This is a genomic window from Saxibacter everestensis, from assembly GCF_025787225.1.
Classification (GTDB): Bacteria; Actinomycetota; Actinomycetes; order Actinomycetales; family Brevibacteriaceae; genus Saxibacter; species Saxibacter everestensis.
Genome location: NZ_CP090958.1, coordinates 3391055 through 3412306, shown reverse-complemented (window position 1 = coordinate 3412306; position 21252 = coordinate 3391055). Strand labels below are relative to the sequence as shown.

Here is a 21252-nt window from a genome sequence, read left to right as displayed (position 1 = left end):
GGGAGCAGCCTTTCCCGACGAGTGGCATTGCCTTACTAGTGGGTCTGCGGGCGCTTCAATTCCCGTGAGCGTCGGGTTCGCGCGAAGACCGTGACCGCGTAGCTGATGGCCCAGAGCGACCCCAGGACTGGGACGACAAAGGCGATCAGGACCGTGCCAATATTTGTCCAGCGCGAGCTGCCCTTGAAGAGGCTGGCGAGGGCGGCCACAGCGCCGAGAGCCCACAAGATCGTCAGCAGCACTTCGATGGTGTTGAATCCCAGCACTCGTCCTCACGATCTCGGGTAGCCGGAGCGTTGACCGCGCCGTTAGGACTCTCTACGGTAGCCGGTCCGACACCTACCTGATCAAGGTGCTGATTCGATCGATTGAATCGCCTTGCGGCCTCGTTTTCGGTTATCAGATCGGGGCGCGTCTCGGTTTCGGTTGTCAGAAGGGTGGGACGTCTGGCAGCGCGAGGTTGAGGTCGTGGAGGGGTTCGCTTTCCAGTGGTTCTGGGGTGACCCAGTATTGCCGGTGGTGTGGGTCGGTCCAGCGGAAGACACCGTTGTCTGGCTGTTCGAGTTTCCATTGTCCGAATGTTTTTAGCCGGTGATGCCCGCGCGAGAGCGGGCCCATGTTCGCTGCGGTGGTCCGGCCCACCGGAAACGGAACAGTATGGTCCAGGTCGCATTTGTGTGCCGGGACGGTGCAGCCGATGAAGATGCAGTGTTGGCTGCGGGCGATCACGTAGCGTTTGAGTTCTTCGGGCGGACGGTACTCGCTGCTGTCGATGTGGAGGACGGTTCCGTTGATGGGGTCGGTGATGATCCGCCGCCAGGTGGCGTCCGCAGCGAGTCTGACTGCGAGTATTGGTGGGATCACGCCGTATCCGGCCAGGATCGCCGCACCGGCTGGTTCCTCGTCACTAGCCGGCCGCTCCCCGGTGGGTGGGCCGGTCGAGATTGCGTTCCTGGAAGCGTCAGCCCCAGTAAAATCGCCGGCAGGAACATCCGAGCTGCTGCTAGAGGTACCACTCGCACCGGCTGCGCTGCCGCTGGCGGTCGCGCCTCCCGCAGTTGAATGCGCGTCATTGCCGCTGCCCGTCATGCCGTCGTCCGGCCGACCTCCCACGGCACCCTTCTGATCGTCGCCACTTCCAGCCCCGCCAGAGCCAACACCTGTCCTATCGCCACCTTCGCGGGCGGCGAGGTCGTCCAGGGTTTGGGCTAGCAGGGTGGCGGGGATGGTGACGTTCAAGGTGGTGGTTAGTGCTCTGCCGGCGGGTTCGGTGTAGCCGGCGAGACCGGCCAGGGCGAGGTCGACCAGGGCATCGGCACGCCGTTGCGACACTGTGGTCTCCGGCGGGCCGGTGTGGGCGAATGTGGTCAGGCAGTTGTACACGATTTCCGCGGCATCCGCGGGCAAATAGGCTTCCAGGATCGCCATCCCGTCCGGACACGCCTGCTTCTTCACGCACCGTCTCGTGAGGGCCTGTTCGTGTCGGTCGCTGAGGATCTCCGGGCACAGATTCGCGCAATACCGTGCCGCGAGGCGCCGGGTTTTCGCTACGGTGAGTTCCGGGATTTTCGGTAGCAGCCACATCTCGAACGCCGACGCCTGATAGGCGTCGAAGTCTTTCGAGTTCTCATCCAGCACCGCGACCTGGCTTGAACTGAGCACCGCGGCACGGTGCAGGACGTGCGTACTCGGCAGCCGGTCGATCACCCGGGACGCCTGATCGATCCGGCGTTTAGCGTGCCCATCGGTCCATTTCAGGGCGGCGGTGACTTCCATCCGGGCGAACCGCTCCAACTCCTCCACCCCAGGCCGGGTACTCCCTGCCGGTTGGGCGCGGTACACCCGGGCCGCGGCAGCAGCGGCGTTCGCCCGGTGGTCCGCCAGCTGGTCGTCCTGGCGGGCCCGGGCGCTGGCGGACACGCGTTCCCAGGCCCGGATCACGTCGACCCGGAGTTCCTCCGGCAGGTCCTCCGCCTCATCGAGCCGCTCCAACAAGACGACGTACTCACCGAAGTCACAGGCCAGGGAGCGGTCCAACACGCTCCGCAACAGTCTCAGCGAATCCGCGCTCACCACCCCAGACACGGCCTCAGCCACCGCACCCTCGACCAGCAACCAACACTCATCAACGGTGACATCACTGGCAGCAACGCCGAGCGGCGCCGAGCCGACGCCATCAACCGCCGGACGACTGTCATCCCTGCGGTTATGCGAAGCACCATTGCTTTCCATAACCCCATGCTCCCACCCAGCACTGACAGTCACTCGATGGCTGCGACTCAAGCAGCGATTGACAGTTACAGCTTGTCTTCGAAGTCAGCTCTTCGCCGCGGCCCCCGGCTATAAGGCGGGGACATTCGGACTCTGCTTTACGGGAGCCTGGCCGGGACGGCTGTTCAACTTCTGCCGCGTCGTAGCCCGGGGTTTTCAGCTCCCGCCGTCCAGGCCGGCTCAGAATCGCAAGCTGCGCAGCCTTCGTCTCGGCATCTGACAGCCTGGACGATGATTTAGCTAACCGAGTTAGCTAAATCTGCGATACCATCGAGCCATGGTTGCCAGGGAGAGCGATCGGGTGCCGACCAGCTATTGGTATGCCGATAGGGACGGCGCCGCCGAACCTGCCGTCTTGGTGCTCCGGGCATTGCGCCGCTTCCACGCTGCCGACTCCGCAATGCGTGAACGTCTCAGAGTCGAGATGGACATGAATGAAAGCGACCTGCGCGCTCTGCGTCACCTGATCTCGGCCGAACCGAGCGGACGTGCAATCGCTCCAAAGGACCTGGCACGCTTACTTGGAATTTCGTCTGCGGCTACCGCGAAGCTACTTGCGCGTCTGGTTGGCTCGGGGCACCTTCGCCGCGAAGTTAACCCCAATGATCATCGGGCGCAGCTGCTGCACGTCACGCCGGCCGCCCATCTCGAGGTGCGGAAAACCCTCAGCTCCATGCATGAACGGATGCTTGCCGTCGCGGAGAACCTGACCCGTGACCAGCAGGAAACCGTGATCAACTTCCTGAATCTGTTGAGCGCCGCAGTTGACGCTCCCAAAGAGGTAGCAGCGCCCGGCACGCTGCCCCCGACCGTGCCGCTTGGCACGGAATCGCCCGGATCGAAAGGAACACGAAATGACACAAGTCATCGAAACAATCGACGTTGACGTCCCGGTCAGCGTTGCCTACAACCAGTGGACCCAGTTCGAATCATTTCCCCACTTTCTCAACTTCGTTGAATCGGTCACCCAGATCGACGACACGCACACACACTGGAAGGTGAAAATCGCAGGCGCCGAGCGTGAGTTCGATGCTGAGATAACCGAGCAGAACCCCGACGAGCGCGTTGCCTGGAACAGCATCGGCGGCGAAGAGAACCACGCCGGTGTCGTGACATTTCACAAGCTCAGTGATGCAACGACCAGGGTGACCGTGCAGCTCGACTGGGCGGCGGAAGGCGCGCTGGAAAAGCTGGGTGCCGCCTTCGGAGTCGACGATCGCGCGATTAAGAAGGACCTTGCCAGTTTTAAGGACTTCGTCGAGGATCCAGCCAATCAAAATGGTGGATGGCGCGGCCACGTTGGCTAGTGGCTTTCCTATGGTGAGGGTCGCGGGCCGGTGGTCCGCGGCCCTCACCGCATCCCGCTCCGCGGGCCAGGCTGGATCGCGATCATGAGGCTTTGGTCCGTACATCCCCGCTACTTCGATCGCCAGGCACTCACCGCATGCTGGCGGGAGGCACTGCTTGCGCAATCGGTGCTCGCGAAGCCGGCAGGCGGTTACAGCAACCACCCGCAGCTGGAACGGTTCAGGGCTCAGGCCGAGCCGGCCGCCGCCGTCGCGAGCTATTTAGCCGGCATCGCAGATGAGGCGGACAGCCGCGGCTATCGTTTCGACCGCGGGAAGATCAATCGGCAACCGCAACCTGGCCCGCTGATCCCGGTTACCTCAGGCCAACTGGGCTATGAATGGTCCCATCTTCTGGCCAAGCTCAACACGCGGAGCCCCGACGTCGCCAGGCGCTGGGTCGACGAAGCCAGCCCGGCCCCGCATCCGCTTTTCACCACAATCCCTGGCCCGGTCTCCAGCTGGGAGCGAGTGCAGGAGTGAACTCAGCGCCGGCGGGGAATTCGCGATCGTGAGCTCCGCCGGAGCGGCAGAACTTTGCTTATGAACCGCTCAGTTCGACCGACCGGTGGAACTCTTGCCCGAGTGGCCCGACCCGGACTCCCTCAGCCAGTCGTGTCCAGCTCAAATCGGCCGGGTTCGCCGCCATCGGACCGGGAGCCTGGGCAACCAGCACGGCTCCGGCAATAGGTTGGAAGTCGCCGCGGAAATGCACGGAGCTCTTGACCACCACAACGTTCTGCGCTTCGGGCGAAACGCCGACCATTGCGAACTGATTGCGGTCCATGATTTGCGCCTTCCGCGTCGTCACGACAACGCCAACCTCTCGGCTGAGCAATAGCGCGCTTGGGCCCAGGTGCAGCTCGTTTCCGTGCATCATAGGACCGTCGAACCGGCAGTACCCGTCCGAGAGTTCGGCTACGGTGAACTCGTGTTCCAGGGGCGCGTCCCCGCTATACGGCGAACCGGGGAAGCGCGCCGTCATCGTCGCGCCGACCCCAACCTCGTGCGCATGTGCTGCCACCGTGGGATCGCAGATTGCCCCGAGTACCGATTTTGCGATGTTGTGTTTCAAGAGGGATCTGAGCATCCCGGTGGTTGTCGCCTCACCGCCGGCGCCGGGATTATCCTGAGTATCGGCGATCACGATCGGCCGAGTTCCGGAAGCAAGCAACTCGCTTGCGCGCTGCATGGCGCCATCCGGGCTCAGGAGTTCAGGCACAAAGTCGCCCTCGTGGCGTGCCACCCGCGCAGCAAGTTCGTCTACGAAGGCGTCCAATCGTTGAGCGTCTGGACCGTATCCCCAGACGACCGGTGAGCAATCCGGGATATCGGCGGCCGGGAACCCCGCGCCGAACGACAGGTCGTATCCGTCGGTCAGCGGGCCGTCCAGTGTTGCATAGATGCCTCGTGCTGGTTCCAAGTTTGTGCTTCCGGCGTTAATCGGGATCAGGAAGGGAATTCGACGCCATGCGCAGTGCAGTTCTTCGCCACGATGTAACCGTTCCAGCAGCTCAACGCTTCTTTTGCCTGTCTCAGCCATGTCCACATGCGGATAGGTGCGGTAGGCCGTCATCGCGTCGGCTATCTCGAACATCGTGCTGCTCATGTTTGCGTGCAGATCCAGGCTCACGACGATCGGGACATCGGGACCGACAATGCTCCTAACCCGTCGAAGAACCTCGCCCTCCGCATCGTCGTAGTCGTCGGTCACCATTGCGCCATGCAGGTCCAGGTACACGGCGTCCGGCGCGTGGTCCCGGCACCCCTGGGTGATTTCGCCGACCAGTAGCTCGAAGGCCCTTGAGGTGACTGGCGCCGAAGGAGATGCCGCGCACCACAAGACCGGGATCAGCTCGTGCGATCTCTCGTCCATCGCCTTGATGAACCCGCCGAGCGGGATGTTGACCGCCGCCAGTTCAAAGAGCTCCTCGCCTCGACGCAGGGCCGGAAACCCTTCGCCGTTGACGAAGTTCTCGTAGTCAGCAGGTCGTTGGGCAAAGGTGTTCGTCTCGTGCAGGAATCCCGCGATCAGAATGCGCATGGTTTTAAGGCCTTTCAGGGGTCTTCGGTGCTGCTGGTGTCGCCTGCCAGGCCGGAATCACGATATCCGGTGTTTCAGCGCTGGTAGCTGCGATATGAACAGGGAAATCACGCCGATTAGCAGGAAGCCGACCATCGTCATCAGGCCCGCCTGGGTGCTGCCGGTAGATTCCTTGATCAGTCCGATCACGTAGGGGCTGACGAAGCCTCCCAGCAGGCCAATGCTGTTGATCAGGGCGATGCCGCCGGCTGCGGCAGTCCCCTTGAGCCGCTCGGACGGCATGGCCCAGAACACTGTGTAGGAAACCCACAGACCGGTTGTGGCCAGGATGATCGCGGCGAAGGAGACAAAGAACTGGTCGTGTAGGAGGGCAGCGGCAGTCAGGCCGAGACCGGCGAGGATAGCGGGGATGATCACGTGCCATGTACGTTCGCCTTTTGCATCTGATCGCTTGGCAATCCAGATCATGAAGATGATGGCGAAGATGTACGGGACCGCCGAGTACAGTCCGATGGTGGTGATGTCAGTGACGCCATTCTCAGACAGTATGGTCGGCAACCAGAAGCTCACCGCGTAGATGCCGCTGATCAACGAAAAATAGCCGATCGCCATCAGGTAGATCACGGGATCGCGAAGCGCCGCGGCGAAACTGTGGCTGCCTTCAGCGTCTTTGCTGCGGACCTCGGCAGCGATGATCTGCTTCTCCTCTGGCGTTAGCCATGTCGCCTTGTCGGGACCGTCATCGAGGAACTTCCAGACCAGGAATGCCAGGATGATGCAGGGGATCCCTTCGAGGAGGAACATCCATTGCCAGCCCGCGAGGCCACCGACGACGTGCAGGCGACCGATGATGAAGCCGGAAACGGGGCCGCCGAACATCGAACCGATCGGACCGGCCAGCATGATGATAGCCATGGCGCCGGCCATCTTCTTGGTCGAATACCAGTAGGTCAAGTAGAAGATGATGCCGGGTGCGAAGCCGGCTTCGAAGATGCCCAGCAGGAAACGGACAATGTAGAAAGCAGTCTCGTTCTTCACGAACATCATCGATGCAGACGTCGCGCCCCACAGGATCATGATCCGGAAAATTGTCTTCTTCGTCCCGATCTTCTGCAGCAGCAGGTTGCTGGGCACCTCGAAGATGACATAGCCGAGGAAGAACAGTCCGGCTCCCAGGCCGTAGGCCGCCTCGGACAGGCCGATGTCTTTCGCCATCTCGAGCTTGGCGAATCCGATGTTGACCCGGTCGAGGTACGCAAAGATGTAGCAGATCAGCAACAGCGGCAGAATTCGCCGAGTCACCTTTCGGTACAGTCGCTCGGTTGCTGCGTTCGTTCCTTTGACAGCTTTGTCGATTGTCATCTGGCGCCCTTATGCCTCGTCGTGTGAAACCTGGTATGACCCTATGATCGGTTTGACGAAGTGTCGGCTAAATGCAGGAAAATGGCGTACCAACCGAGAAATCTAGGACAAAAACAGGGTGAATTAGCCTAAGTTGTAGCTATGTTGCAATCCACACATCCCGACGAGAGAGACATCGAACTGGTGGATGCCCTGCAGCTCAATGCCAGGGCCAGCTGGTCCGTCGTCGCGCGCGTCGTCGATGCCTCCACCGTGACGCTGGCGCGGAGGTGGGAACGTCTGACCAATGATCGGCTGGCATGGTCGAGTATCTCGCTGACTGCACAGGCTTCGCAGGGCGCGGTGATCGAGCTCGAATGCAGCCACGGCAGTGAGGAAGCGATTGCGATGCTGCTGGCCGAACGGCCGGAGGTCATCACGGTCGGCGTCTCAACCGGCGAATTCAAGGTGCACGGCATACTGCTGACCACTGATCTGGCCTCGATACATAATGCCCTGGCTCGGGCGATACCCGACGACCCTCGCATTCTCCGTTCGCGGGTGCACGCTTTCGGAAGCATGTTGGGCGGTGTCCTTTGGCGCGAGGGCGTGATCTCGCCACAGATGACCAGGTACGTAAAGGATGATGCCGACCAATTGCGGGCAGCGACGCCATTGCTCGGAATAGAAGATCGAGCAGTGTTTCTGGCGTTGGCTCTGGATGGCAGACGATCATTCACCGAACTCGCCGCATCGCTTGGCAAATCTGAGTACGCGATCAAACGTAGGATCAATCGTCTCTCCCGCGCAGGCGAAATCGGGTTCCGGTGCGATATCGCTCGCCCGGTCTTCGGGTATCCGCTGGGTGCTGTAGTTCAGCTCCAGGTTCCGGACGACGAGATCGCTTCCATAGGTTCGGCCATCGGCGGGTGGAAGGAAACCCGTTTTTGTGCAGAGGTGACGAGCCCGGCGAATCTGCTGCTTATCGTCGGTGTCCGGTCAATGGAACATCTGCAGACGGTCTTCCGCCGGGTGCGGACCAGGTATCCATCCGCTTCCATCCTGGACCGTCGACTGATTACCCGGCAGGTCAAGGTGTATGGACGGATTCTTGATCAACTTGGCCGCTGTGAGCGCGCCATACCGGTCGATCCCTGGGCTGGGTCAGACGGCTGGTCTGTCCCTGTCGACCGCGGCAGACCTGACAAAAACGAACGCCCACCGCCCTCGCCGGGCTTCCCGGAATACGGCCGCAGCTCGTCCAGTTGATTCGGATAGATCGCGCGTACCGCAGATCAGCAGAAGCACCGGCGAGGAGAATGTGATGAAGGCAGTCAAGTTTGCTCAGTACGGGGGACCGGAGGTCCTGAAGGTCGTCGAGACAGAGGAACCGCATCCTGCGGCCGGGCAGGTCCGAATCGCGGTGCGCGCCGCCGGGGTCAATCCCATCGACTGGAAGATACGCTCCGGCGTGATGGCGGCCGGCCATCCGCTTGAGACACCGGCCGGAGTCGGGATGGATGCCGCCGGCGTCGTCGATGAAATCGGTGATGGCGTCGACTCCGTTGTCCCTGGCGATGAGGTTTTCGGCCACGCTGTTTCCGGCGCAGCGGCCGAGTTTGCCGTTCTTTCGGACTGGGTGGAAAAACCCGCCGGACTCTCATTCGAGGAAGCGGCAGGCTTTCCGATGCCGGCCGAAACGGCGCGCCGCGCATTGAATCTGCTGCCGGCCCGTTCCGGTCAGACTCTGATCGTCAACGGTGCCGCAGGCGGGGTCGGCCTGGCCGCCGTGCAGTTCGCGCTGGCCGATGGGCTCATGGTGATCGGAACGGCGAGCGAGCGGAATCATGAGTTCCTTCGGTCCCTTGGCGCAATACCGGTCAGCTACGGCGAAGGGCTGGTCGATCGGGTGAATGAGATCGCACCACGGGGTGTCGATGTCGCCTTCGACGCTGTCGGCTCCGGAACTCTCCCCGAGCTTATCCAGATCACCGGGAGTCCCGATGCGGTGATCACCATCGCCGACGCGGATGCGGCCAGGCACGGCGTGCGGTTCACCTCCGGTGGAGAGGGACGAGCGCCCGAGGGACGGGCAGATGCCGCGGCGCTCTTCGAGCAAGGAAAGTTCACGCTGCCGGTCGCAGAAACTTTCCCGCTCGAAGACACTCAGACCGCGCATGCCAAAAGTGAAGAAGGGCATGTGCTCGGCAAGTACATCCTCACGGTGAGCTAGCCGGGCAAATGCGGCGAGCCGGCCGGGTAAACGCGAAACGGTCCGCTTTCTCGCTCCGGCAGCTGGAAAAGCGGACGGAATAAAGCAGAAAGCGGACCGTTTCGCCGGTGGCGCTTAGTCCTGGCGGGGCTCCCCATCGACCCGGCGTCGGAGACCCCACGGGTTCTGGTCAGAGACGGCCGGCGGCATCAGCGATGCCGGCATGTTCTGGTAGGCGACCGGACGCTGGAACCGATAGATTGCCAGCGTGCCGACGGAGGTGGTCCGTGGATCAGAGGTGGCGGGGAAAGGCCCGCCGTGCACCATGGCATGATTCACCTCGACTCCGGTCGGCCAGCCATTGAACAGGATGCGGCCGACTCGACGTTCGAGCACGGGCAGTAGCCGCTCGGCGATGGCTGCATCCTGGTCCGTGACGTGCAGGGTGGCGGTGAGCTGGCCCTGGATCGCCGAAACTGCGGTCACCAGTTCGTCCACGGAGTCGTAGCGCACGATGAGCGACGCCGAGCCGAATACCTCCTCCTGTAGTTCGATTTCGTTGGCGAACACATCGAGCTCAGTCTCGAACAAGGTTGGACTTGGCGCGTTCTCGGTATCGCCCGGCGTGCCTTCGGCAATCAGTGAGACACCATTGATTCCGCCAAGTCGATCGATCCCCGCTGCGCAAGCGGCGGCGATTCCGGGCGTCAACATGGTCTGGCCCGCAGTCACTCCAACGGTTGAGACTGCCGCGGAAACGAAGCGGTCGCCATCCGCGCCATTCGGCACGAATACCAGGCCGGGATTGGTGCAGAACTGGCCCGACCCCATGGTGAGTGATCCGACGAAATCCGCGCCAAGTTTTTCGGCATCGGAGGCTAGCGCGCCGGACAGCAGGAAGACCGGATTGATCGACGACATCTCGGCATACACCGGAATCGGCTCCGGTCTGGCGGCGGCGGTTTTCATCAGCGCGGTGCCGCCGGCCTGTGAGCCGGTGAAGCCGACCGCCTTGATCCGCGGATCGGATACCAGTGCCTGGCCGACGGTCTTGCCGGAACCATAGATCAGCGAGAAGGTGCCGGCCGGCAGACCGCTCGCCTGAACTGCCTCCGTTATCGCCTGGCCCACGAGTTCGGCCGTGCCGGGATGTGCGTTATGAGCCTTGACGATCACGGGGCACCCGGCGGCAAGTGCGGATGCGGTATCGCCACCGGCGGTTGAAAACGCCAACGGAAAGTTCGAGGCACCGAAAACGGCAACCGGCCCGACCGGAATCTGGCGCTGACGGATGTCGGGGCGGGGGGCCGGCTGACGATCCGGCTGAGCGGGGTCCACCCGAACCTCCTGATGGTCACCGGCTCGGACGGTCTGGGCGAAGAGGCGCAGTTGGCCGGTGGTGCGCCCGCGCTCGCCCTCGAGCCGGGCGGCTGGCAGGCCGGTCTCGGCGACGCCGCGTTCGGTGATCTGCTCCGCGCGGGCCTCGATGTTGTCGGCAATTCGTTCCAGGAACTCCGCGCGTTCTTTGGGCGTGGTGGCTCGGTAGCTGTCGAAAGCTTCTGCGGCCGCGGCGGCCGCGGCATCAAGCTGGTCGGCGGAGATGAAAGAAAAACCGGGGTCGAGCGACTTGCCGGTGGCGGGGTCGACCGCCTGCGTCGAGCCCTCAGTGCCGGGAACTGACTGACCGGCGATGAGTGAATGACCGTTGATTGTCATGGGTACTTCCTTCAAATCGACGATGATGAGGTACCCGATGAGTGTTTCACATCGAAACTGCGCTATGTAACATTGCACTACGCTCGGGTTTTCAGCACGCTGGACTCGAACCGGCGACACAGCATGAGGAGGACGTTTCGGTGACAAAGATCGTCATCGTCGGCGCCGGCATTATTGGTGCCGCCTGTGCCTATTACTTGTCGAAAGAACGGTTCGATGTCACGGTGATCGACCGTGGGCAGCCTGGCTCCGGCACGACCAGTCGCTGCGAGGGCAACTTGCTGGTCTCCGACAAGGGTGCGGGCGCCGAACTCGAGCTGATGAAGCTCAGTCGCTCGCTATGGCTCGAAATCGGCGCCGAACTCGGCCGCGAAACGATCGAGCTGGAAGAGAAGGGCGGCCTGGTCGTGGCGACTTCTGCCGCCTCGCTCGATCCGCTGAACGAATTCGCCCAGGCGCAGTCCCGAGCCGGGATCGCCGTCGAGCCGCGAACCAGCATGCTCGACCTCGAGCCGCATCTGAATCCCGAGCTGCCGGGCGGCGTGTTCTATCCCGAAGACATGCAGGTTCAGCCGGTGCTGGCGGCGAACCAGATGCTTGCTGCCGCCCGCAATCGCGGCGTCCGCTACCTCGGTGCGACTGAAATGCTCGGAGTGAAGACCGATGGCTCCGGCGCGGTTGCCGCGGTTCGCACGAATCGTGGCGACATAGCTGCCGACATTGTCGTCAATGCCGCCGGGACCTGGGGCGGTACCGTGTCCGAGGCGCTGGGCGCTCCCGTTCCGGTGTTGCCGAGGCGCGGGTTCGTGCTCATCACCGAGCCCTTGCCGAAGGTGGTCAACCACAAGGTCTATTCGGCGGACTACGTCGCCAATGTCGCCGCGTCGACAGCAGGGTTGCAGACATCATGCGTGGTCGAAGGAACCCAGGGCGGCACCGTGCTGATCGGCGCCAGCCGGGAGCGGGTGGGATTCGACTCATCTCTTCGGGCCGACATCGTGGCTACCCTCTCCCGGCAGGCAATAGCACTGTTCCCGATGCTCGCGCAGATCAACCTGTTGCGGGTCTACCACGGATTCCGGCCCTATTGCCCGGACCACCTTCCCGTTATCGGCGCCGACCTCCGCACGCCGGGCGTTTATCACGCCTGTGGGCACGAGGGTGCCGGAATTGGCCTGGCTCCGGCAACCGGGTATGCGATTACCCAGCAGATTCTCGGTGGTGCACATCAGCAGAGCGCTCGGGAGTCGGGAGTTGATTATGTGGCGTTCCGACCGGATCGGTTCGATCCGGAGACTGCTGTCGCGACGGCGCAGGCGGAGGCTCCGCTGCTTCCGGACGCTCCAACTGCTGCCGCAATCGCGCAGACGATCACAGCCGGCCAAGCCAAGGAGGCTAATCAGTGACTACATTCAGCTTCGACGACAGGGACGTGCCGTTCCGACCCGGTCAGACAATTGGCGGTGCGTTGATGGCCGATGGCACGGTCAGCTGGCGTTCAACCCGGAATGCCGGGAAACCCAGGGGACTCTTCTGCGGCATCGGGGTGTGCTTCGACTGCCTGCTGATCGTTGACGGCCAACCGAATGAGCGCGCCTGCCTTGTGCCGGCCCGCAACGGGATGTCTGTGCAGAGTCAGGAAGGAACCGGCCGCGATGACCAAGCCGTTTGATCTTGCCGTGATCGGTGCCGGTCCCGCCGGATTGGCCGCGGCGGCCACCGCGGTTCGGGGTGGCTTGCGGATCGCCCTCATCGACGCCGGCTCGGCGCTCGGCGGCCAGTTCTGGCGGCAACCCGCGCCGGTGGACGCGGGCGGGCCGCGACGGGACGACGAAGCGGAACGACCGGCGGATGGCGCCAGCAACGGACCGGCGGATGGCGCCGATCACGAAAAGGCGACTCGCGCCATGCCATTGACGGAACGGGAAACCGCCTCGCTGCACCATGACCTGGACACCTTCCACCAGTTGCGCGCGACGCTGCGCGCCGCCGAAGCCACCGGGCAGCTCGCGCTCTTCCAGAACCATCACGTCTGGACGATTAGCCGGGACGGCATCCTCAGTATCCGGATGGTGGATCGTTCGGCCGGTCCGGGCAACGATGTCGAACGGATCGTTCTGAGTCGCCGACTCATCCTTGCCACCGGCGCCTTCGATCGCCAGCTGCCGTTTCCAGGCTGGGATCTGCCGGGCGTGATGACTGCCGGCGGCCTGCAGGCTCTGCTGAAGGCCAACGCCGTCAGCGCCGGAGCGCGGATCGCCATAGGTGGAACCGGGCCGTTTCTGCTCCCGGTCGCAGCGGGGTTGGCCGAACGCGGTGCGGACGTCGTCGGCGTCTTCGAATCCGCGCCGGTCACTAACTGGAGTCGTCACCTGCGCGAGCTGGCCTCGAATCCGGCCAAGCTCATCGAAGGCGCGCACTATGCCGCGAGTTTCGTCCGGCACCGGGTGCCCTACCGGTCGCAAACAATGATCGTCGAAGCGCATGGCACCGATCGAGTTGAGGCGGTCACGGTGGCCCGGCTCAGCCGCGGCGGCGCTATCCGGCCGGGAGGCAGACGGAGGGTTGCGGTCGATGCGGTCGGCGTCGGCTGGGGATTCACCCCGCAGCTCGACCTTGCCGTGGCGTTGGGCTGTGAGCTGCGCGCCGACATTGACCGCTCGATGGTTGTCAGTGTGGATGCCGAGCAAATGACCAGTGTTTCCGTCGTTTTCGCCGCCGGTGAGCTGTGCGGCGTCGGCGGATCGCAGCTCGCGGTGCGCGAGGGTCAGCTGGCAGGCGAGGCCGTGTGCCGCAGCCTTGGTCTGCCGCCGGTGGTGGCGACGCGACGTGAGCGCCAGATCCGCGCAGAGATCGCGCGGCTGCGCCGGTTCGCCGTCGCCATGCATACGGCACATCCGGTGCCGGCCGGCTGGAGTCAGGCGTTGCGGGCAGATACCACGATCTGTCGCTGCGAAGAGGTTCCCTATTCGGCCGTGGTGGCAGCCTGCGAAGCGCACGGCGCCCGCGATTCCCGGCAGATCAAGCAGCTGACCCGGGCCGGAATGGGGTGGTGCCAGGGCCGGATCTGCGGTTTCGCTGCGGACTGCCTGGCTGCCGAACTCAACGGTGAGCCGATGACGCCGTCCGCTGCCGGGCGTTCGGTCGCGGTGCCGGTCCGGCTGGGAGCGCTGGCGGCAACCGAGTAAAAATACTTCTGGCGCTTTTGGCACAGTGTTATGTAATATTGCACAAGCGAGAGAAGGTGAACCCAGCTTTCCCGCCTTGAGACCCGATTATCCGAAGGAGCATAGCGTGGCGGACAAGAAGCCCTGGCACGGAGTACTGGTAGCGACGAGCCTGCCGTTCAACGAAGATTTCAGCGTCAACTTCGACGCATATTCCAACAACATCGCCTGGCTAGCTGAACAGGGTTGCGACGGCGTGACGCCCAACGGCTCGCTCGGCGAGTACCAGTCCTTGACCGTCGAAGAGCGTGACCGGGTCGTGCGGACCGCCGTCGAAGCAGCGCCGGCTGGGTTCTCGGTGATGCCGGGAGTCGGCGCCTACAGTGGACTCGAGTCGAAGCGGCACGCCCAGTTCGCCAAGGACGCCGGCTGCGAGGCCGTGATGGCGTTGCCGCCGAACTCCTACCGTGCAGACGAGCGGTCGATCCTGCAGCACTTCGAGCTGATCGCAAGCGTCGGCCTTGCGGTGACCGCCTACAACAACCCGATCGACACCAAGGTCGACCTGACTCCGCAGTTGCTCGCCAAGCTGGCGCACGAGGGATTCATCGTCGGGGTCAAGGAGTTCTCCGGAGATGTACGCCGCTGCTACGAAGTCAGCGAGCTCGCTCCCGAACTCGACCTGATGATCGGCACCGACGACACCGTGCTCGAGGTCGCCATAGCCGGCGCCAAGGGCTGGGTCTCCGGCTACCCGCAGGTGTTCCCGAAGGCAAGCATCGAACTCTACAATGCCGCGATAGCTGGTGATCTGGAGAAGGCCTTGCCGCTGTACCGCCAGATGCATCCGGTGCTGCGCTGGGATTCGAAGACCGAATTCATCCAGGCGATCAAGCTTGGACAGGAAATGATCGGTCACTTCGCCGGTGTCTGCCGCCCGCCTCGCCAGCCGCTGACTGCCGAAACCGAGAAGATCGTCCGCGAGGCCACTCAGGCCTGCATCGACGCAGGGCTAAACTAACCTGCCATGCGCTCCCAAGTCGTTTATCACGCGGTGGATTCGCACACCGAAGGAATGCCCACCCGGGTGATCACGGGCGGTGTCGGGGTTTTGCCGGGTGCGTCGATGTCCGAGAAGCGGCAGAACTTCCTCGCCGACTCTGATCACCTTCGCACGCTGCTGATGTACGAACCCCGGGGCCACTCCTCGATGTCGGGTGCGATCCTGCAGCCGCCAACCAGGCCGGACGCCGATTTCGGCGTGCTGTACATCGAGGTGTCGGGATGTCTGCCGATGTGCGGCCACGGAACGATCGGCGTGGCAACCGTGCTGGTGGAGACCGGGATGGTCGAGGTGCGGGAACCGGAGACGCTGATCCGGCTCGATACCCCGGCCGGCCTGGTCGAGGCCCGGGTGCGGGTCGAGAATGGCGCTGCGAAGTCGGTCACTATCCGGAACGTGCCCTCGTTCGTCTACACGCTCGACCAGCGGGTAGACGTCGATGGATTCGGTTCGGTCGGTTACGACATCGCCTACGGCGGGAACTTCTACGCCTTCGTCAAGCTCGAGGACCTGGGCATCGGCTTCGATCGGGCAAACAAGGGGCAGATGCTCGATGCGGGCTTAAGCATCATGGCCGCAATCAACGAGCAGAATCCGGTCCGGCATCCGGAGAATCCCGAGATCAACGAATGTCATCACGTCTATCTAGAGGCACCGGGGTCGACGGCACGGCATTCCAGGCATGCGATGGCGATTCATCCTGGCTGGTTCGACCGTTCGCCTTGCGGCACCGGGACCAGCGCCCGGATGGCGCAACTAGCCGCGCGGGGTCAACTCGAGCTGGAGACGGACTTCGTCAACGAATCGTTCATCGGCAGCCAGTTCACCGGCCGGCTGGTTGGCCGCACCACGGTCGGCGCCTTCGATGCCGTGGTGCCGACCGTGACCGGGCGGGCCTGGATCACCGGGACGGCGCAGTACATGCTCGATCCCGAGGATCCGTTTCCGGCCGGCTTCCTGCTGTGACGGGCCGATCTGTGACGGGTCGATTCGTAATGGATCGATGCCGTGACAGGTCGTTCCCGGTGTGTACCTCGCGGCGCACGTAATTATTAAGTTTTGACTACGAGAGACCGACTCAGACTAGAACCAGCACGTCACCGGCGTTAACTTAGTGCAATGTCACACAGCGCTGTATCGGCGCGAATGAGCGTCGATAGTCCTGAAATGAAGTCCGATACCCCTGCAAAGAAGCGGAGTACACCATGATGTTCAGAAGAAGCGTACGGATGACGCAGCTGGCTGCTGCGGCTGCCCTGGTCCTGGGGCTGAGTGCCTGTGGCGGCGGAGGCCTCACCGCCGACTCGGGCGGCGAAGCCGACGACTCGGGCCCGATCAAGCTCGGCATGCTCACCCCGACCTCGGGCTCATCGGCCGCGATCGGCCCCTATATGAAGAATGGCGCGCAACTCGCGATCGATGAGATCAACGAGAAGGGCGGCGTCGACGGCCGGCAGCTCGAACTCATCGTCGAGGACGAAGCCTGCGACCCGAAGACCGCCGCGGCCGGCGCCTCGAAACTGGTCACGGAGGGTATTACCGCCTCGGTCGGCGGCTACTGCTCCAGTGCGACCCTGCCGACGCTATCGATCTTCGACAAGGCCGGCATCCCGATGCTGATTCCAGCAGCTAATTCGAACGACCTGGTCGACCAGAAGCTGCCCAACGTCTTCCTGGTCAACGGCACCGGTTCTCAGCAGGCGGAAAGGGCTGTCGAGGAAATCAAGGCCGAAGGCTCGAAGTCGGTTGCGCTGATCGACGACAACACCTCGTACTCGAAGGACATCACCACCAAGACCGCCGAGAGCATCGAAGCTGACGGCAGCACGAAGGTCGTGAACAAGCAGTCGATCACCGCAGGCGAATCCGACTACTCCGCAGCCGTCACTTCAGCGGTGAAGGCAAAGCCGGACTTCGTCTACTGGACCGGCTACTACCAGGAAGGCGGACTACTGATCAAGCAGTTCCGCGAGGCCGGTTACGACGGCAAGATCATGGTCGCCGATGGGTCCGTGGACAAGCAACTGATCGAGATCGCCGGTCAGGACAACGCTCAGGGTGTGCTTGCCACCATGACGCAGACCCCCGAGACCATCGGCGACCAGGCCTGGGTCGACAACTACAAGAAGAAGTTCAACGCCGATCCAGGGCCGTACTCCACCCAGTCGTACGACGCGGTTCGGATTGCCGCGGAAGCGATCAAGAACGCGAAGTCGACCAAGGGTGAGGACATCACCAAGGCACTCGAGGCCATCGACGGCTTCGAAGTCTTCTCCGGGCCGCTGAAGTTCACGCCGGAACACACGCTGTCAGCCGGCGGCTTCGAGATTCTCGTTGTCAAGGACGACAAGCTCGTACTGAAGAAGTAATTCACCTACCGGGAGGGCCCGATCGAGAAACGATCCGGGCCCTCCACCGGGACCAAACGAGCCGTTCGAGAAAGTCAGCGGCCGTAGGAGTGACATGGATCATCTGGTTCAACTAATCCTGAACGGACTCTTCGTCGGTTCGTTCTACGCGCTCGTCGCCCTCGGCTACTCGATGGTGTACGGCATTATCAAATTGCTCAACTTCGCTCACGGCGACATCTACATGCTTGGCGCCTTCGCCGGGTTCGCCATCCTCACTTTCGGTGGCGGTGCCTTCGCCGGTGGTGGTTCGCTGCTGACCCTGGTCATCGTGATGATCATGGCTATGGCGCTGACCGGCTCGGCCGGGCTGGTGCTGGAACGGGTCGCATATCGGCCACTTCGGGGCGCGCCACGGCTCTCGGTGCTGATAACCGCGGTCGGTGCAAGCTTCGCGCTCGAATATGGCATCGCGCTCTGGGCCGGCCCGAATCCCAAGGTGTACGCGGTGCAGCTGGAAAGCAGCACGCTGAACTTCCTCGGCGCGCGGATCACGATCAACCAGATCGTGATGATGCTGATCGCCGTTGCGCTGATGGTCGGCCTCGACCTGCTGATCAACAAGTCCAGGTCCGGGCGGGCGATGCGTGCAATCTCGCAGGACCCGAAGGCATGCCTGTTCATGGGCATCAACGTCGACTCGGTGATCGCGCGCACCTTCTTCATCGGTTCCGCCCTGGCTGGCGCCGCCGGTGTGATGGCTGGCGCGTACTACGGCAAGATCGACTTCCTGATGGGCTTCCTGATCGGCCTGAAGGCATTCACCGCGGCAGTGATCGGCGGCATCGGCAACGTGCGCGGCGCGGTGCTCGGCGGCGTCGTGCTCGGCCTGCTCGAATCGTTCGGCACCGCCTTCCTCGGCAGCGAATGGCGCGATGTTTTCGCCTTCGGCTTCCTGATCCTCTTCCTGACGGTGAAACCCACCGGCCTACTTGGTGAGAAAGTAACGGAGCGTGTCTGATGGGTACCGATAACCAGAACGCCTCGGGGTTCGTACAAGCGGTGGAAGAGCGCGGCGGCTCGGTCAAAGCCGGGGTCGGTACCGGCCTGACGCCGGGCGGACCGGGCAGCTCTTCCGGGCCGGGAGGCGATTTCGGTGGCACCCGGGTGCACCGGCAGACCGCTGCGTCCCGCTTCATCGCCAGCCCCTGGTTTGCCTGGGGAGTTATGATCCTGGCCATTGCCGTGCCATTCATCAGTTCCTCGTCCTACACGATCCGGATCTCGACCGACGCGCTGATCTTCGTGATGCTCGCGGTCGGGCTCAATATCGTGGTTGGGTATTGTGGCCTGCTCGACCTCGGCTACGCTGCCTTCTTCGCCATCGGGGCGTACACCTCGGGCATCCTCTCCACGGTGCTGGGCTGGCCGATCATCGCGACGATTCCAGCCGTGATCGTGGCGGCCGTCGTCGCAGGCCTGATCATCGGCGGACCGACCCTGCGGCTGCGCAGCGACTATCTGGCAATCGTGACTCTTGGCTTCGGCGAGATCATCCGGATCACGGCGAACAACCTGGATTTCACCGGCGGGCCCAACGGCATCTTCGGCATCCCGGGCTTCGGCGAGTTCGGCCTGCGCCCGGATGTCGCGCTCTACTTCGTCACCGTGATCATTGTCGGATTGGCGGTGCTTGCCTCTGCAAGGCTGGGCAGAAGCCGGATCGGCCGCGCCTGGCGCTTCGTTCGTGAGGATGAGGACGCCGCCGAGGCGATGGGGATCCACACCTACCGGATCAAGTTCGCCGCGTACATCGGCGGAGCCATCTTCGGCGGCATCGCCGGCGTGATCTTCGCGGCGCACCAGACCGCGATTTCGCCGATGAGCTTCACCTTCCTGTGGTCGGCGCTGATCCTGATGGCCGTCGTTCTCGGCGGCATGGGCTCGACCCCGGGCGTCGTGATCGGTGCGCTGATCATTTCGCTGCTGCCCGAGCTGTTGCGTGGCGCGGAGAACTGGCGGTACTTCATCTTCGGCATCGTGCTGATCGTGATGATGGTGTTCCGTCCGCAGGGAATCTGGCCCTCGAAGGTGAGCGAGCGCGTATCGAAGATCGAGAAGAAACGCACCAAACAGCGGGAGAAGGAGCTGGAGCGATGAGCGCTGCGACAGAAACCAGGACCCCGCTGCTCGAGGTATCCGGAATGCATGTCGCCTTCGGCGGTGTGCGCGCGGTCAGTGACCTGTCCTTCAATGTCTACGTTGGCGATGTGCTCTCCGTAATCGGGCCGAACGGCGCAGGCAAGACCAGTGCCTTCAATTGCATCACCGGGTTCTACAAGCCCAATCACGGAACAGTGACGTTCGACGGCCGCCGGATCACCGGTAAGCGGCCGGCCGTCATCGCCTCGTACGGGGTGGCCAGGACCTTCCAGAACCTGCGCCTGTTCGGCGAGCTGACTGTGCTGGACAACGTTCGGGCCGGCATGCACGTCCGAATCAAGCAAAGCGCGCTGGACGCCATCCTGCACACCCCGCGCTTTCACAGGTCGGAACAGCAGGCGACAGACGAGGCGCACAAGTGGCTCGACTTCGTCGGCGTGATCTCCGACCGCGCCTCGGAGGTGCGGAACCTGCCGTACGGCGAACAGCGACTGGTGGAGATCGCCCGCGCGCTGGCCAGGGAGCCCAAGATGCTGCTGCTGGACGAACCTGCGGCAGGACTCAACCACGGCGAGAAGGAGAAGCTGCTCGAACTGCTGAACCGGATTGCGCAGCTCGGCACCGCCGTCGTGCTGATCGAACATGACATGGGACTCGTGATGGACGTATCGCGGCGGATCGTGGTGCTGAACTTCGGCAAGGAAATAGCCGAGGGCACGCCGGCCGAGATCAGGTCGAACCCGAAGGTGATCGAGGCCTACCTCGGCGCCGAGGATAGCGAAACGCAGCAGGAGGCCGCCGCGATCGCCGCGGAAGGCGCGGCGGAAATGAAGGAGGACTCATGACCACCGTGCTCACGCTCAAGGACCTCAACGTTGCCTACGGCAAGGTCGTCGCGCTGCGTGATCTGAGCATCAGTGTCGAGGAGGGCGAGATCGTTTCGCTGCTCGGCAACAATGGCGCAGGCAAGTCTTCCACGCTGTCCACCATCTCCGGCGTGGTGCGGCCGAAGTCGGGCGTCGTTGAGGCATTCGGAAAGGACATCAGCAGGGCCAGCCCGTGGGACATCGTCGAGCGCGGAATCGTGCACGTACCCGAGGGTCGCAGGATCTTCTCCCGGCTGACAGTGCACGAGAACCTGCAGATCGGTGGTTACACGGTCAAGGACACCAGGCTGATCGACAAGCGAATCGCCGAGGTCTACGATCTGCTGCCCCGGATGGCGGAGCGGCGCACGCAGACCGGCGGAACGCTTTCCGGCGGCGAGCAGCAGATGCTGGCAATCGGCCGCGCTATGGTCACCGGGCCGAAACTGCTGATGCTCGACGAACCATCGATGGGGCTGGCCCCGCTCGTGGTGGCGCAGATCATGGAGGTAATCCGGACGATCAACGCCCGGGGCACTTCGGTGCTGCTGATTGAGCAGAACGCCCGCTCGGCGCTGAAGGTGGCGCACCGTGGGTATGTGATCGAATCGGGGCATGTGTCATTGGAAGGCACCTCGGAGCAGCTGCAGCAGGACGGCCGGGTTATCGATGCCTACCTCGGAAAGTAGATTTCAATCTCGGAAAGTAGGGGAGC

At 63.2% G+C, this 21252-nt stretch carries 20 protein-coding genes; 15 read left to right on the top strand and 5 right to left on the bottom strand.

What is annotated here, in order from left to right:
* Nucleotides 1–35: 35 nt before the first annotated feature.
* Nucleotides 36–266 carry a hypothetical protein gene (locus LWF01_RS16100; protein ID WP_349638384.1) on the bottom strand — a complete coding sequence of 77 codons (231 nt, stop codon included), beginning with the start codon at nt 264–266 and terminating at the stop codon, nt 36–38.
* Nucleotides 267–429: 163 nt separating this feature from the next.
* Nucleotides 430–2232, bottom strand: coding sequence for a DUF222 domain-containing protein (locus tag LWF01_RS16095; protein ID WP_349638383.1), 1803 nt, complete (start codon nt 2230–2232; stop codon nt 430–432).
* Between the two features lie 316 nt (nt 2233–2548).
* On the opposite strand from LWF01_RS16095, the gene LWF01_RS16090 reads away from it, so the two are divergent.
* The 3 genes from LWF01_RS16090 to LWF01_RS16080 all read left to right on the top strand — a co-directional run bounded on the left by LWF01_RS16090 (nt 2549) and on the right by LWF01_RS16080 (nt 4100).
* The gene (locus tag LWF01_RS16090; RefSeq protein ID WP_349638382.1) at nt 2549–3157 is read left to right on the top strand and encodes a MarR family winged helix-turn-helix transcriptional regulator; all 609 of its coding nucleotides are present in this window, start codon (nt 2549–2551) and stop codon (nt 3155–3157) included.
* Nucleotides 3126–3578, top strand: a complete 453-nt coding sequence (locus tag LWF01_RS16085) for an SRPBCC family protein (RefSeq protein ID WP_349638381.1) — start codon at nt 3126–3128, stop codon at nt 3576–3578. The genes LWF01_RS16090 and LWF01_RS16085 overlap by 32 nt, the downstream gene beginning before the upstream one ends.
* Nucleotides 3579–3662: 84 nt before the next feature.
* A complete protein-coding gene (locus LWF01_RS16080; protein WP_349638380.1) occupies nt 3663–4100 on the top strand; it encodes a pyrimidine dimer DNA glycosylase/endonuclease V in 438 nt (145 codons plus the stop codon).
* Between the two features lie 58 nt (nt 4101–4158).
* On the opposite strand, the gene LWF01_RS16075 is transcribed toward LWF01_RS16080, so the two are convergent.
* Both LWF01_RS16075 and LWF01_RS16070 read right to left on the bottom strand, forming a co-directional pair.
* Nucleotides 4159–5661 carry a M81 family metallopeptidase gene (locus LWF01_RS16075; protein WP_349638379.1) on the bottom strand — a complete coding sequence of 501 codons (1503 nt, stop codon included), beginning with the start codon at nt 5659–5661 and terminating at the stop codon, nt 4159–4161.
* 57 nt (nt 5662–5718) lie between these two features.
* A complete protein-coding gene (locus tag LWF01_RS16070) occupies nt 5719–7023 on the bottom strand; it encodes an MFS transporter (protein WP_349638378.1) in 1305 nt (434 codons plus the stop codon).
* Nucleotides 7024–7164: 141 nt separating this feature from the next.
* Here LWF01_RS16070 and LWF01_RS16065 point away from each other — a divergent pair, with 141 nt between their 5' ends.
* Together LWF01_RS16065 and LWF01_RS16060 are read left to right on the top strand one after the other, a co-directional pair.
* Nucleotides 7165–8271 carry an Lrp/AsnC family transcriptional regulator gene (locus tag LWF01_RS16065; protein ID WP_349638377.1) on the top strand — a complete coding sequence of 369 codons (1107 nt, stop codon included), beginning with the start codon at nt 7165–7167 and terminating at the stop codon, nt 8269–8271.
* A gap of 55 nt (nt 8272–8326) precedes the next feature.
* Entirely contained in the window at nt 8327–9235 is a 909-nt protein-coding gene (locus LWF01_RS16060) for an NADP-dependent oxidoreductase (protein ID WP_349638376.1), read from the top strand.
* A gap of 114 nt (nt 9236–9349) precedes the next feature.
* On the opposite strand, the gene LWF01_RS16055 is transcribed toward LWF01_RS16060, so the two are convergent.
* The gene (locus LWF01_RS16055; RefSeq protein ID WP_349638375.1) at nt 9350–10930 is read right to left on the bottom strand and encodes an aldehyde dehydrogenase (NADP(+)); all 1581 of its coding nucleotides are present in this window, start codon (nt 10928–10930) and stop codon (nt 9350–9352) included.
* Between the two features lie 140 nt (nt 10931–11070).
* Between LWF01_RS16055 and LWF01_RS16050 the strand changes: the two genes are divergently transcribed.
* The 10 genes from LWF01_RS16050 (at nt 11071) to LWF01_RS16005 (ending at nt 21226) form a co-directional block, all read left to right on the top strand.
* The gene (locus tag LWF01_RS16050) at nt 11071–12336 is read left to right on the top strand and encodes an NAD(P)/FAD-dependent oxidoreductase (RefSeq protein WP_349638374.1); all 1266 of its coding nucleotides are present in this window, start codon (nt 11071–11073) and stop codon (nt 12334–12336) included.
* On the top strand, nt 12333–12602 hold the full coding sequence (locus LWF01_RS16045; RefSeq protein ID WP_349638373.1) for a (2Fe-2S)-binding protein: 270 nt from the start codon (nt 12333–12335) through the stop codon (nt 12600–12602). Before LWF01_RS16050 ends, LWF01_RS16045 begins: the two co-directional genes overlap by 4 nt.
* A complete protein-coding gene (locus LWF01_RS16040) occupies nt 12586–14118 on the top strand; it encodes an FAD/NAD(P)-dependent oxidoreductase (RefSeq protein ID WP_349638372.1) in 1533 nt (510 codons plus the stop codon). Before LWF01_RS16045 ends, LWF01_RS16040 begins: the two co-directional genes overlap by 17 nt.
* 106 nt (nt 14119–14224) lie before the next feature.
* Entirely contained in the window at nt 14225–15118 is an 894-nt protein-coding gene (locus LWF01_RS16035) for a dihydrodipicolinate synthase family protein (RefSeq protein ID WP_349638371.1), read from the top strand.
* Between the two features lie 6 nt (nt 15119–15124).
* Complete coding sequence (locus tag LWF01_RS16030; protein ID WP_349638370.1) at nt 15125–16126, top strand: proline racemase family protein; 1002 nt, start codon at nt 15125–15127, stop codon at nt 16124–16126.
* Between the two features lie 263 nt (nt 16127–16389).
* On the top strand, nt 16390–17529 hold the full coding sequence (locus LWF01_RS16025; RefSeq protein WP_349638369.1) for a branched-chain amino acid ABC transporter substrate-binding protein: 1140 nt from the start codon (nt 16390–16392) through the stop codon (nt 17527–17529).
* A 94-nt stretch (nt 17530–17623) separates the two neighbouring features.
* Nucleotides 17624–18529 (top strand): branched-chain amino acid ABC transporter permease, encoded by a 906-nt coding sequence (locus LWF01_RS16020; protein WP_349638368.1) that lies wholly within the window; start codon nt 17624–17626, stop codon nt 18527–18529.
* Nucleotides 18529–19668: a branched-chain amino acid ABC transporter permease gene (locus LWF01_RS16015; protein WP_349638367.1), complete on the top strand. Its 1140-nt coding sequence runs from the start codon at nt 18529–18531 to the stop codon at nt 19666–19668. The genes LWF01_RS16020 and LWF01_RS16015 overlap by 1 nt, the downstream gene beginning before the upstream one ends.
* Nucleotides 19665–20516 carry an ABC transporter ATP-binding protein gene (locus tag LWF01_RS16010; protein WP_349638366.1) on the top strand — a complete coding sequence of 284 codons (852 nt, stop codon included), beginning with the start codon at nt 19665–19667 and terminating at the stop codon, nt 20514–20516. The genes LWF01_RS16015 and LWF01_RS16010 overlap by 4 nt, the downstream gene beginning before the upstream one ends.
* The gene (locus LWF01_RS16005) at nt 20513–21226 is read left to right on the top strand and encodes an ABC transporter ATP-binding protein (RefSeq protein ID WP_349638365.1); all 714 of its coding nucleotides are present in this window, start codon (nt 20513–20515) and stop codon (nt 21224–21226) included. Before LWF01_RS16010 ends, LWF01_RS16005 begins: the two co-directional genes overlap by 4 nt.
* Nucleotides 21227–21252 lie beyond the last annotated feature (26 nt).

Bases quoted from the DNA above. Each gene is read 5' to 3' on its own strand.
- LWF01_RS16095 (WP_349638383.1), bottom strand. From the start codon at position 2,232: ATGGAAAGCAATGGTGCTTCGCATAACCGCAGGGATGACAGTCGTCCG.
- LWF01_RS16090 (WP_349638382.1), top strand. From the start codon at position 2,549: ATGGTTGCCAGGGAGAGCGATCGGGTGCCGACCAGCTATTGGTATGCC.
- LWF01_RS16085 (WP_349638381.1), top strand. From the start codon at position 3,126: ATGACACAAGTCATCGAAACAATCGACGTTGACGTCCCGGTCAGCGTT.
- LWF01_RS16080 (WP_349638380.1), top strand. From the start codon at position 3,663: ATGAGGCTTTGGTCCGTACATCCCCGCTACTTCGATCGCCAGGCACTC.
- LWF01_RS16075 (WP_349638379.1), bottom strand. From the start codon at position 5,661: ATGCGCATTCTGATCGCGGGATTCCTGCACGAGACGAACACCTTTGCC.
- LWF01_RS16070 (WP_349638378.1), bottom strand. From the start codon at position 7,023: ATGACAATCGACAAAGCTGTCAAAGGAACGAACGCAGCAACCGAGCGA.
- LWF01_RS16065 (WP_349638377.1), top strand. From the start codon at position 7,165: ATGTTGCAATCCACACATCCCGACGAGAGAGACATCGAACTGGTGGAT.
- LWF01_RS16060 (WP_349638376.1), top strand. From the start codon at position 8,327: ATGAAGGCAGTCAAGTTTGCTCAGTACGGGGGACCGGAGGTCCTGAAG.
- LWF01_RS16055 (WP_349638375.1), bottom strand. From the start codon at position 10,930: ATGACAATCAACGGTCATTCACTCATCGCCGGTCAGTCAGTTCCCGGC.
- LWF01_RS16040 (WP_349638372.1), top strand. From the start codon at position 12,586: ATGACCAAGCCGTTTGATCTTGCCGTGATCGGTGCCGGTCCCGCCGGA.
- LWF01_RS16030 (WP_349638370.1), top strand. From the start codon at position 15,125: ATGCGCTCCCAAGTCGTTTATCACGCGGTGGATTCGCACACCGAAGGA.
- LWF01_RS16025 (WP_349638369.1), top strand. From the start codon at position 16,390: ATGACGCAGCTGGCTGCTGCGGCTGCCCTGGTCCTGGGGCTGAGTGCC.
- LWF01_RS16020 (WP_349638368.1), top strand. From the start codon at position 17,624: ATGGATCATCTGGTTCAACTAATCCTGAACGGACTCTTCGTCGGTTCG.
- LWF01_RS16015 (WP_349638367.1), top strand. From the start codon at position 18,529: ATGGGTACCGATAACCAGAACGCCTCGGGGTTCGTACAAGCGGTGGAA.
- LWF01_RS16010 (WP_349638366.1), top strand. From the start codon at position 19,665: ATGAGCGCTGCGACAGAAACCAGGACCCCGCTGCTCGAGGTATCCGGA.
- LWF01_RS16005 (WP_349638365.1), top strand. From the start codon at position 20,513: ATGACCACCGTGCTCACGCTCAAGGACCTCAACGTTGCCTACGGCAAG.